Origin of the sequence: uncultured Dokdonia sp. (assembly GCF_937910895.1) — a bacterium.
Lineage (GTDB): Bacteria > Bacteroidota > Bacteroidia > Flavobacteriales > Flavobacteriaceae > Dokdonia.
Genome location: NZ_CALEMI010000025.1, coordinates 1 through 12,403, shown reverse-complemented (window position 1 = coordinate 12,403; position 12,403 = coordinate 1). Strand labels below are relative to the sequence as shown.

Annotated in this window: 12 protein-coding genes and 2 pseudogenes; 13 read left to right on the top strand and 1 reads right to left on the bottom strand. The window is 36.5% G+C overall.

Going from position 1 to position 12,403, the window contains the following annotated elements:
• The first annotated feature begins 23 nt into the window (after nt 1-23).
• From Q0505_RS02605 to Q0505_RS02550, 12 genes are all read left to right on the top strand, one after another.
• Nucleotides 24-800: a sugar-binding protein gene (locus Q0505_RS02605; protein WP_299208471.1), complete on the top strand. Its 777-nt coding sequence runs from the start codon at nt 24-26 to the stop codon at nt 798-800.
• Nucleotides 801-832: 32 nt separating this feature from the next.
• Nucleotides 833-2,200 carry a M28 family peptidase gene (locus Q0505_RS02600; RefSeq protein ID WP_299208469.1) on the top strand — a complete coding sequence of 456 codons (1,368 nt, stop codon included), beginning with the start codon at nt 833-835 and terminating at the stop codon, nt 2,198-2,200.
• Between the two features lie 78 nt (nt 2,201-2,278).
• Complete coding sequence (locus Q0505_RS02595) at nt 2,279-2,632, top strand: four helix bundle protein (protein WP_299208467.1); 354 nt, start codon at nt 2,279-2,281, stop codon at nt 2,630-2,632.
• A gap of 89 nt (nt 2,633-2,721) precedes the next feature.
• Nucleotides 2,722-4,347, top strand: a complete 1,626-nt coding sequence (locus Q0505_RS02590) for a M1 family metallopeptidase (RefSeq protein WP_299208465.1) — start codon at nt 2,722-2,724, stop codon at nt 4,345-4,347.
• Between the two features lie 33 nt (nt 4,348-4,380).
• The gene (locus Q0505_RS02585) at nt 4,381-4,860 is read left to right on the top strand and encodes a hypothetical protein (protein ID WP_299208463.1); all 480 of its coding nucleotides are present in this window, start codon (nt 4,381-4,383) and stop codon (nt 4,858-4,860) included.
• A gap of 271 nt (nt 4,861-5,131) precedes the next feature.
• A complete protein-coding gene (locus Q0505_RS02580; protein WP_299208461.1) occupies nt 5,132-5,719 on the top strand; it encodes a 2OG-Fe(II) oxygenase in 588 nt (195 codons plus the stop codon).
• A gap of 686 nt (nt 5,720-6,405) precedes the next feature.
• Entirely contained in the window at nt 6,406-6,822 is a 417-nt protein-coding gene (locus tag Q0505_RS02575) for a lysozyme inhibitor LprI family protein (protein ID WP_299208459.1), read from the top strand.
• Between the two features lie 26 nt (nt 6,823-6,848).
• Nucleotides 6,849-7,694: a DUF1853 family protein gene (locus tag Q0505_RS02570; RefSeq protein WP_299208457.1), complete on the top strand. Its 846-nt coding sequence runs from the start codon at nt 6,849-6,851 to the stop codon at nt 7,692-7,694.
• Nucleotides 7,695-7,768: 74 nt separating this feature from the next.
• On the top strand, nt 7,769-9,208 hold the full coding sequence (locus tag Q0505_RS02565) for a hypothetical protein (protein ID WP_299208455.1): 1,440 nt from the start codon (nt 7,769-7,771) through the stop codon (nt 9,206-9,208).
• Between the two features lie 96 nt (nt 9,209-9,304).
• Nucleotides 9,305-10,099: a LytTR family DNA-binding domain-containing protein gene (locus Q0505_RS02560; RefSeq protein WP_299208453.1), complete on the top strand. Its 795-nt coding sequence runs from the start codon at nt 9,305-9,307 to the stop codon at nt 10,097-10,099.
• A gap of 91 nt (nt 10,100-10,190) precedes the next feature.
• Nucleotides 10,191-11,471: a S41 family peptidase gene (locus tag Q0505_RS02555; protein ID WP_299208451.1), complete on the top strand. Its 1,281-nt coding sequence runs from the start codon at nt 10,191-10,193 to the stop codon at nt 11,469-11,471.
• A gap of 46 nt (nt 11,472-11,517) precedes the next feature.
• On the top strand, nt 11,518-11,697 hold the full coding sequence (locus tag Q0505_RS02550) for a hypothetical protein (protein WP_299208449.1): 180 nt from the start codon (nt 11,518-11,520) through the stop codon (nt 11,695-11,697).
• 180 nt (nt 11,698-11,877) lie between these two features.
• Here Q0505_RS02550 and Q0505_RS02545 read toward each other — a convergent pair.
• Nucleotides 11,878-11,997, bottom strand: a pseudogene (locus Q0505_RS02545) (bifunctional phosphoribosyl-AMP cyclohydrolase/phosphoribosyl-ATP diphosphatase); the annotation flags it as partial.
• Between the two features lie 104 nt (nt 11,998-12,101).
• On the opposite strand from Q0505_RS02545, the pseudogene Q0505_RS02540 reads away from it, so the two are divergent.
• Nucleotides 12,102-12,403: pseudogene (locus tag Q0505_RS02540) on the top strand (flagellin); the annotation flags it as partial.

Genomic DNA, 12,403 nt, shown 5'->3' with positions numbered 1-12,403 from the left:
ACCTCTATAAATTCATCTCCCTAATGAAAAACATTTCCTTACTTCTAATTGTAATCCTAACGATGATAGGCTGTAAAAAAGACACACAAGAAAATGTCGCAGAAGTTTTCTTATCAAAAAAAGATCACCAACTCAGACAGGTCACTAAAGCCATTATCACACCAACCATAGATGGTATTGCAAATGATCCTGCATGGGAAAACATTTCTTGGAATCCGTTAGACCAGCGATGGCTTGGAGAAGCATATCCCAAAGAAGACTTCTCAGGACGTTATAAACTCACGTGGACCCCAGAAGCCTTATACCTGATGGCAGAGATTCAAGATGATGTCTTATATGATCAAAATAAAGATCCGCTTGCTTTATGGTGGGACGACGACTGCCTTGAAATATTTATCGATGCAGATAATTCTGGCGGTGGACATCAGTTTACCCATAACGCCTTTGCATATCACGTTGCTCTCGATGGGAATGTGGTCGATATGGCACCAGGAGAAATCCCTACCTTATACAATAGCCATGTTAATTCTGCTCGCAAAACAACGGGCAATACCACTGTGTGGGAATGTGAAATCTTTATCTATGAAGACACCTATATAGACCATACAGCCAACGAAACTAAAATACTCGCACCTAACCAAAAAATAGGCTTCGCCCTCGCCTATTGCGATAATGATAGCAGTCCGCAGCGTGAGAATTTTATAGGCTCAGTTCCTGTAGAAGGAGACGATAAAAATAGAGGATGGATTGATGCTGGTATTTTTGGTACTATCCAACTCACAGAAAACACAAACGAATAATTTTTAAAAAACTCATCTCAAAATAGATCATCATGCCACACAAACCCTATTCCATTGTAAAAACCCTTTTCGCTTTTTTATTCATAAGTTTCTTTGTAGCAACGTTCAGCCTCACAGCACAAACCGATACTCGAATCTATGATATCATAGATGCCGTCTCTGCCGATAGAATCAAGAAAGATGTAAAAACACTTACCGAATTTGGCACACGCCATACCCTAAGTGATACCGTGTCACAAACACGTGGCATTGGTGCTGCTCGCAGATGGATCAAAGGTCAGTTTGATGCGACTTCAAAAAACTGTAATGGCTGTTTGGAAGTTTTTTATCAAAAAGATTTGGTAGAAAAAGGGCGTAATGGTCGGATTGTAAAAGATGTAGAAGTCGTCAATGTGGTTGCCATACAACGTGGTACCAAGTATCCAAACCGATATATTATTATGAGTGGTGACATTGATAGCCGTGTTACAGATCCTACCGATTACACATCAGATTCACCAGGAGCCAATGATAATGCAAGTGGGATGGCGGGAACGATAGAAGCAGCGCGTGTTCTTTCAAAATATACATTTGAAAATAGTATTATATATGTTGGACTTTCGGGAGAAGAGCAAGGACTCTTTGGGGGTCAGGGATTGGCCGCTTTCGCGAAAGCAAACCAATGGGGCATCATCGGGATTTTAAACAATGATATGATCGGAAACATCACGGGCGTAGATGGCGTGATCGATAACCGAAGCTTCCGAATTTTTTCAGAACCTGTCCCTCCTACCGAAACAGAAAACCAGCGTAGTGCAAGACGTCGTTACGGAGGTGAAGTGGATGGAATCTCACGTCAGTTAGCACGCTATATTCATAAATCGGTAAAAACCTATATGCCAGAAATGAATCCTATGATGATTTATCGTCTGGATCGTTTTGGACGTGGCGGACATCATCGTCCGTTTAATGATGCTGGATTCGCAGGAATTCGTATTATGGAAGCCCACGAAAATTATACCCAACAACACCAAGATATTCGTACCGAAAACGGAATCAACTATGGAGATACGTTTGAACACGTAAATTTTGACTATGCTGCAAAACTAACAGCTGTCAATGCCATCAACTTAGCAAGTATTGCATGGGCTCCACCTGCACCAGAAAGTGTGGGTATTGGCGGGATCGTACAACCAAATGCAAAATTTACCTGGAGTGCAGTAGAAGGTGCTGTCGCCTATAAAATTTATTGGAGAGATACTACCTCACCTACTTGGGATAACGCACGACTGGTAGGAAATGTTACCGAATATGAACTTGAAGGTATTGTGGTAGATAATTTCTTTTTTGGCGTCGCAGCCATAGGAAAAGACGGACACGAAAGCCTTGTTGCGTTTCCGAATAAGATTATTAGAAACTAGTCTTTAAAAAATCTCAAATCTCAAAAAAACAAATCTCAAGAATGTAAGTTTGTAAATCATATATGAAAACCTCAAAAAATGTCCAAACCTTATAATTTAGAAGAAAGAACATTTTTATTCGCAAAAAACGTAAGAGATCTGGTATATAAATTACAATATAGTATTGCAAATAATGAAGATGGAAAACAAGTGATAAGATCATCTGGATCTATAGCTGCAAATTATATTGAGGCAAACGAGCACTTAAGTGGAAAAGATTTTGATTACAGAGCAAAAATTTATCGTAAAGAAGTAAAAGAAACGGTGTTATGGATTCATTTATTAAATACACCTTTCAATATCGATCACAAAAAGAATATCATTGAATTAGCAAATGAAGCTGAAGAACTAAAGAAAATATTTTCTGCAATTATTGAGAAAAGAAAAAAATGAAATAAGAAGTTATAAAATTTGTGATTTATCTTTTTTGTGATTTGTGATTTGCCTTTTTGTGATTTGAATATTTAAAAAAGAAAACCAAAATGAAATACCTTCCTTTCGTCTTACTATATACCTCTCTGAGTGTCTTTGGTCAAAAATATAATAGACAAGATACGCTACAAGGTTCGGTGACACCACAACGAGCTTGGTGGGATTTGAATCATTACGATCTTTCGGTAGATGTGAATCCAGATACCCAATTTATTATAGGGAAAAATACAATGACATATACTGTCCTTGAAGAAGGAATGGATGAATTGCAAATTGACTTGCAAGCACCGATGAAACTCAATTTGATCTCGCAAGATGGAATCGCTTTAGAAGTCCGTCACGAAGGCAATGCACATTTTGTACAACTTCGTGAAAAACAAAAAAAAGGAACTACACATACCCTCACTATGGGTTTTGAAGGAAAACCTCGCAAAGCAAAAAACGCTCCTTGGGACGGAGGATTTTCTTGGAAGAAAGACGCAAAAGGACGTCATTTTATTGCTACGTCCAATCAAGGCATAGGTGCTAGTGTGTGGTGGCCTAACAAAGACCATCCGTATGACGAAGTAGATAGCCTAGATATGCACGTGACTGTTCCAAAGGATTTGGTCGATGTTTCTAATGGACGCCTCGTAAGTGTAGACACGACAGCGACCTCCAAAACCTATCATTGGACGGTTAAGAATCCTATTAACAGTTACGGAGTCAATCTCAATATAGGATATTATACCCATTTTAAAGAAGTGTATCAAGGAGAGAAAGGTCCTTTGGATATGGATTACTGGGTCATTGAAGGCAATGAAGAAAAAGCAAGAGAACAGTTCAAACAAGCACCGATGATGATGAAAGCTTTTGAACATTGGTTTGGCCCCTATCCTTTTTATAAAGATGGTTACAAGCTAGTAGAAGTCCCGTATTTGGGAATGGAACACCAAAGTTCTGTCACCTACGGTAATAACTATAAAAACGGCTATTTAGGTCGTGATCTTTCTAAAACAGGTTGGGGTTTAAAATTTGACTTTATTATTATACACGAGTCTGGACATGAATGGTTTGCTAATAATATCACGAATAAGGATGTTGCCGATATGTGGATTCACGAAAGCTTTACTTCCTATTCTGAAAACCTCTATTTGGATTATTATTTTGGAAAAGAAGCGTCAGCCGAGTATGTGATAGGTCTCCGCAAAAACATCCGTAATGATCGTCCGATTATTGGTACCTATGGTGTACGAGAAACGGGTAGTGAATCAGATATCTATTATAAAGGCTCTAATATGCTTCATACGCTCCGAACACTTGTAGAGGATGATGAGTTATGGCGAAATACCTTAAGAGGATTGAACGCTGAATTCTGTCATCAAACAGTGACTACAAAACAAATAGAAACCTATCTAAGCAAAAAACTGCGTAAAGACTTAAGTGCATTCTTTGATCAATATTTACGGACGACAGATATTCCTGTATTAGAATATCAAAAATTGCAAAATAAAATCACATTCAGATACTCCAATGTAGTTACTGGTTTTGATATGCCTTTACAAATGATTATCAATGGGAAGAAAGAATGGATCTATCCATCAACACAATGGAGAACCTTTAAAGGAGATGCACGAATTAAAGACATGAAAATCGCAGATGATTTTTATATAGAATTGAGAAAGATAAACCCTTAACATAAGAACGACCAGCAAACCTATCGATCATTTATGATAGAAGAAAAAGATACTGATATACTTGAGAAAATCATTTGTTTTCTTCACTCAATTCACATCCCAGTAGTTGAGAAAAAATTACCAAATAACACCTTTCTGCCAGGCGTTAGTCTTGAAGGCGCTACCATTTTAATGAATCCATCACAATTAAAATATCCTGGAGACTTATTACACGAAGCTGGGCATATAGCGGTCACAGAAGAAAAATTAAGACCACTCATAGGTACTGATAAAATGGATTCTAGTTGGCCAACAGATGGAGATGAAATTGCAACGATTCTTTGGTCTTTTGCTGCAGCTCATCATTTAAATCTTGATCTAAACATTGTCTTTCATTCTGGTGGATATAAAGATGACTCCGAGTGGCTTATTGAAGAATTCAATAACAAAAGATATACAGGATTACCGCTTTTAGAATGGATGTCTTTATGTACTTCAGATGAGTTCCCAACCATGAGAAAGTGGCTTCGATAGCTGTTTTATGGGTTATTTCATTATCCGTTATCCGTTTGACTATAATTAACATTTTTCACTATTACTTTTCACTTTACACTTTTTACCGCTTTCGCGAAAGCGTCATAACCCCATCTAAACTGTCATTTAAAAACTATAGTAGCGTCAGTTTTAAGTTGAATATTTTACTATCTTGATTTTCTTTTAATACACTAGCATAAAGAAACACAAAACCATTAGAAAATCTTTTACAGGTTTCTTATTTTTAATTTTTATAAAAACAGCTTTTACTATGTCCATAAACTATTCATTTGGTCTCCCTCTTAAACATAACTTTGCAGAATACGTGTACTATCAGGGATTATTTCTTCCTCACGAAATAGATAGAATCCTTAACTTTTGGGATGATAATAAAACCATAGAAGCCACGGTTTCTGATCAAAATGTGACTGACGATGAGCTCCGGAAGAGTTCTGTGATGTTTATTGATAATACCCCAGAAAATGATTGGATTTATAAAAAATTAGCAAGTCTCGCTATTACGTGTAATAATGAAAGATATTGGTTTGATTTATTAGGCTTTCACCAAGAGTTGCAATTGACAAGATATTCAGAAGGAGATTTTTTTGAGTGGCATTTAGATTTTGGTGCAGGAGGAATTTCAGCTCGGAAGCTAAGTATGACCATACAATTATCCGATCCAGATGAGTATGAAGGAGGCGATTTACAGTTTATGATCAATCAAAAAGTAGTGAATGCACCACGAGAAAAAGGAACAATTATCATTTTTCCTTCTTTTATTATTCACCGAGTGACGCCAATTACTAAAGGGGTGCGTCAGTCCATCGTAGGTTGGGTTTCAGGACCTCCATATAGATAATAGGTGGATCTGATAAAATCATCTTTAAGATCATAAAAGGTTAATAAATAGAAGGCATTAAATCCCAAGGCAAGTGAAGTGCTGGATCCTAAAAATCGACCCAAAGAGTCGAGGTAATGAACTATCTCGATGCAAGCACGCGAGGTATCAAATCACAAATTAAAAAAAAGAAAAATATGATGTAGGTATCGGAGAAATAAACCTTCAGAGATTAAACCATAGATCCTGCTGAAAAAAGCGGGATTAGTTCAACTACCAATTTTGTATGCGACTTTAAGACTTTACAAAATAGTGTTTCACTAATAAAAAAGGAGGCTTCATATAGAAAACCTCCGTAGTTTTAATAAGGGTATTGCTTCACTGATCTAGAATTGTCGCAAACTTGCAAGAAAGAAGCTAGATGCATCTCTCAAGTCATTCCCTATTAGCTGTTAATTATAGCAATTTAGTTATTGGCTTCACATCGTATTGCCTTTTTTAAATAAATAATTAACCCAAAATGGTAAAATTACAGAATACTGCTATCTGTTATCAGTTAACTATCTACTTTTTACTTTTAAACCTAAAACATAGCAATAGCCAAATACACAAGAAAAACTCCCCATAAAATAGTAGTCTAGCTGATACATATTATTAATTTATAGTATTTTTAGATTGTACATACTACCTGGCATAAATCAACGCGTATGAAAAACTTATTTCTTAGCCTCGTATTCTTAGTAACTATATCTAGTTATGGACAAGATCAAAAACATTCTATAGATATTGAAAATAACCGTTGCATAGAACAAGCGACCCCTACAACAATAGGATCTATAAATTGTGAAAAACAAGCTCTCGAAGCGTGGCAAGCCGAAATGGAAACTGTTTTACAGAAATTACAATCAAATCCTAAACTTCTGGATGTAGCATTACTTGAAGCAAGCCAAGCAACGTGGAGTGCCTTTCATAATGCACAAGTGCAGTTGTATTATTCGTATTATCAGAAACACTATCAAGGTGGTTCTCTGGCAAGAGCCGCAGCACTAAGTTATGAAAAGAGACACCTAAGAGAGCGTGTTTTATATTTGACAGATTTGTACGAAGAAATAAGTGGAGACTAAAATTGACAAACAGTATCTTTACGGTTGTGAAACATATACACGGTTTTTTAGCATCTCCTTCCCTTTGGGAACAAACACAGTTTGGACTTCAGCAATTTGAAATACCACCATTAGATCTTACGCATTTTGAACCACAGCCCATTCCTGAGAAGTTACGATTAGGGCATCAAATAGAATATATTTTTCATCAATTGATATCACACTCAAATGTCTATGAGGTAGTTGCACATAACATTCAGATAAAAAAAGGGAATGATACCTTAGGAGAACTAGACTTTATTATGCGCTCCTGCCTGCCGGCTAGGCAGGAGTACGAAACCTGTGCTGAGCCTAGCCGAAGTAGCAAAAAACTTCTTCACCTAGAACTTTCCTATAAATTTTACATCATAGATCCTACCATTTCTGAACCTATCCATCGGCTCATTGGTCCTAATCGAAAAGATGCGTTTTTTGCCAAACTAAAGAAAACAAAACAGAAGCAACTCCCATTACTTTACACAGAAGAAGGACAACAAACGCTTGCTTCACTAGGTATAGAAGCTTCTGAACTAGAACAACAAGTACTATTTATAGGACAATTATTTACACCTTACAATACATCCATTCCATCCATACATCCCTTAAACACAAATTGTATCCTAGGCTTTTGGATCCGTATGCAAGATTTTAAAACCGATGCGTTCAAAGCAAACCAATATTATATTACCTACAAATATGAGTGGATTCATACACCACATGAAAAGGTGACTTGGTCTTCTTATGATGAAATAATCCCTGCAATACAGGAGAAACACTTCCGAAAACAAGCACCTATGATGTGGATTAAAAAACCAGCGGCATCTATTGAGAAGTGTTTTGTTGTTTGGTGGTAATAGGATAACACTTCTAAACACGTCACATTCCATTATTTTTTTCGTCCTTTGCCATGTCAATCAAGATCAAATCAATGAAAACAGTTTCCCTTACATACATGCTTTTATGCTTTCAATTATCCCTTTTTGCCCAAAAAGACTTTATTGAAATAGCGCATAACGAAATCTTAGGAACCCTCAGTTTTATTGCTGCTGCGAGCAATCAACCTGGCACAGCGCCTTCTTACAAACAATTCATTGATTCCGCCGTTGGAAACGATAGGACTTTTCAATTACTATCAGAACGTTTTTCAAAAATAGACGTGCAAGCAAGTCTACACAGAGAGCAATTTCCTGAAAAAAGACATCCGTTTATAAGTACCATGGATTTATTATGGATTGCCAGTGCAAACGCAACAAGTATAGATGACTTTGCCACACGTACGATTGGTTTTTTACCGCCTAATGATCATACCGAACTTATTGCCATTTTAAGAGGTGTACTCCCTTATTATACTCGTCATATTTGGAAACCTACAGAAATAAGTAGAAGACGTATGGAAGAAGCACTACGTCCCTATGCTCCACAAATAGAAACATTATTCAATAAAGTAGATGTATTCTTAGGAAGCGGCTGGTCAAAAACGACACCCTTTAAAATCATGTTGTATCCTATTCCCTTAGAAAGTGGTGGGACTACCGCAATCCCAAAAGGAAATAACCTGATCTGTTCCTACCTTTCCAAAAGAGAAAAAGAAGCCCAAGACATTATAGGAATTGCCATCCATGAGATGAATCATATCTTATTTGATGCACAACCTTTAGCACTCCAAAAAGATATAGATACTTGGTTTACCACCTCTAGCAATCCGTATGCTGCGGTGGCGTACGACTTTTTTGACGAAGGACTGGCAACTGCGGTCGGTAATGGATGGGCGTATGAGCAACTGAATGGAAAAATAGATCCAAGAGAATGGTATAGCTTTGAGTATGTAAATGGCTATGGTAAAAAATTATATCCGCTTGTAAAATCCTATATGGACTCCAACCGAACTATTGATCAGGCGTTTATAGACAAAGCAATTGCTCTTTTTGGAGAAGCATTTCCAAAAGCAATTACCGATCTTGATATTCTTATGAATAACCTCAACATCTTTTCACAAACAGAAGATGAAGCTTTAATAGATGTCTATTTTGCTGGGGTTAGAGAACGTTTTAGAATGCGATCTGCTTATTTCTCTAGTCCCATTGATAGTGAAAAATCTTTTATACGCTTTCGCGAAAGCAATAGAACAAAACTCATTGTTGTAGATAAAGATCAGCGTACTATTTTACCTATATTACAAAAACAGTTTGCTGACATTCCTAAAAATATACAACTAGACACCTCCTTCTTAACAAGTTTTTACGATCAGCAGACGCAAAGTACGGTGATACTTGTCAATTGCCTTAAACAAGAGGATTATGGAGTATTAATGGATGCCTTACAAGCTGAGAAATATGTGACCTATGGTAACGTATTTATATTAAAATAAAGGTTTCAATCCTCAGAGAAAATCCTGTAGACTTCTCAAAATTGAGTTTCACTACTACATAAGAAATAGTATATTTAGATGCTATAAACAACATCTTTGAAAACTTATCCTTTTGATGCTTTGATAAAACACCATTTGCTAGTTGCACTTGCGCTAGCTATCTGGATTTTTGTATTTCTATACTTTACAGAACCTCTTGATGTAAACGAGTTTAATGATACCCAAAAGCTCATGTACCTTCCTGGATATGGCGTTTTAGGAGCACTATGTTATATATGTATGCTCCCTATACAACAATTTTTATATAAAAAGTCAAATAAGGAATGGTCTCTAAAAAACGAGATGCTGTTTACACTTGTTTTTATCTTATTTACATTTCTTGTCGTACGTTCGTTTTATCTGTATGTGATTATGTCTGGCGATCGTAATCCATATACATTAAGATATTATACTATTAGTATTTTCATCCCCGCTATTGCCACTATTCTCCCTATCGTACTTGCGGGAAGGTGGGCGTTAGGAAAATATAAAAACAAACGTCTGGAAGATGCAAAAATCGAAATACAAGGAGAAGGAAACTATGAGAGTTTGCGATTGTCATTTAATGATTTAATTTGTGTGCAATCGTCAGATAATTATGTGGAGGTTTCTTTTTTAGATAATAGCACGCTTAAAAAACAATTAATACGAAATAAACTCTCTGTCGTTGAAACGAGTTTTCCAGAATTGCTCCGTACACATCGTTCTTTTTTAATGAACCCTTATCATTTTCAATCTTGGAAAACCGAGAATGGGAAGTTGGGTATTGTCGTATCTCAAGATATTTTCATCCCAATATCAAAGACCTACGCCACAGGTGTAAAATCGACGTTAAATTCTACCACAAAATAGGCGCATTTCGCCCCAAAGCATCATATATAGTAGTCTAGGCGACTTTTCATATATACTTTTGAACCAGAAGTCAAACGTAAAAAACTTAATTATGAAAACGCTATTAACTACTATTGTAACTGTTTTATGTATTCCTGTATTCGCTTTCGCGAAACCTGCACTGAGCCAAGTCGAAGTGGCACAAACCTCTGAAGGATGTGATTGTAAAAAAGATCTCGATTTTTTAGCAAATAAAATGGAGGATATGATCTCTTACAAAAAACAAATTAAAGGAGATAAAGTCGCTGAATTCCAAAAAGTATACGCAGAGATGTCTAGCGAAATGCAATCACCTATCACTAAAGTAGATTGTATGTTTAAATTAAATACACTTCTTAGTGTTGTAAAAGATAAACACGCAAGTATCTCTTCCAATGGAGCTCCTATAACAGATGAACAATACCGAGATACCATCTATCGATCTAACTTTAAGCAAACGGCTATTTTTAAAAATCATCCTACAGTTTCTAAAGATCTTACGGCATTAAGAAACCTATTAGCACAAGCACCCTTTGATGCGATAGAAGGAATCTATATAGATAAATATGTAGGTGAGATTGGAGTGTATGAAACGGCTATAAAAGGAGAATACGTAGCTGTTGTTTTAAACGCCTCATCCGATTTTTGGGGAGTAGGGCAAATCGCTTATAATATTAATCACATAGAAGGGAATGAATACCAAGTACTACGTTACCATCCATACTCTCGTAAACTATGGTTTCAAAAATCAATGTTATTTTATAATGGAAAGCTATGGGGATTACAAAAACCATTAGATGGTCCTAACTATGTAGAAGCTCCTGCAGAAAATGGGGATTGGGAATTTAAACAACTTACAGAAGACACGCAGTATTTATACTTTGGTTCGTTTTCTAATAGACAAAGTAATGTAGATGCTTTTAAAACATTTTATGCTACGTATAAAGATCAAATAAACGCACCTAATATCATTGTAGATCTTCGTAATAACGAAGGTGGAAATTCAAAATATAGTGATCCTTTTGTAAAGATTCTTAAGAAATCTGGTGCAAAAATCTATGTACTTACCAACTATTTTACAGGAAGTAATGGAGAGCAGTTTACCTTAAAACTTAGAAATCTAAAAAATACGGTTCATCTAGGGCAACGTACCAATGGGATTATAGCGTATGGGCTTAATTATGGGACTGGATATGATTCACCCACAGGTAACTTTACCTTCTACCCGACAGATATGAATTTCCATAAATTTATAGCCTATGAAATGGTAGGTATCCAACCCCAAGTATCGTTAGATTTCTCTAAAGATTGGATAGCGCAGACACAAGAAATCATAGAAGGTCAACTTCCGTAATTGTTGGAAAAAAGAATCTATTTTGTAGAAACCATTGCACTCGAGTTTGACTTCTCGAACCGCAATGGTTTTTCTTTTAAAATCATATATATCTAATAATCAATTAGTAATACGTTATAATAATGATAGTAATGACAAAATTATTGTCAATATAAAAGCAGCACTAGCGGCAAAACTAGAAGAATCTGAAAAGCATTTATTAAAAGTAAAACACAAATGCCTCTAGAAAATTAACGTCTATTCACCATAAAATCCCTCATATAGTAGTATTTGAGGGATTTTATAGTATTTATGTCTACCTGTTAAAGCATTCGCAAACCTGTCTGCCGGAAGGCAAGAGCGTACTCATTCTTTCCAAAAAAGTATTACAATCACTACAAGTTCATATACGCTTCCTCAAAAACGTTTACTTATGTCTCTCTATTAATGTTTTTTCTACACTGCGAAGACCAAATCCCTTAGCTCTTAGTAGCACCATAAAATGAAATAGTAAATCAGCACTTTCATTTAAAAACAATAAATCATGTTACTACTGAATCCTTTCATTATCAAAATGAAAAAAACGCATATGCTTGGGGGTTAGCTTTAACAGTAAATACAAATATCGCGTCTCTGACGGCGCAACGTAACTTGACCGGATCGCAGAGCGATCTCGCAACATCACTCGAACGCTTGTCATCAGGCCTTCGAATTAACAGCGCAAAGGACGACGCTGCGGGTCTTGCGATTTCTGCTCGCTTTGAAGCGCAAATCCGCGGGCTCGATCAGGGTGTTCGAAATGCCAATGACGCGATTTCGCTGTCACAAACCGCTGAAGGGGCATTGGGTGAAGTGACCAACAACCTGCAAAGGATTCGTGAATTGGCCGTTCAGTCAGCCAACGCGACAAACTCAGCATCTGATCGAGCCACCTTACAAGCTGAGGTGACGCA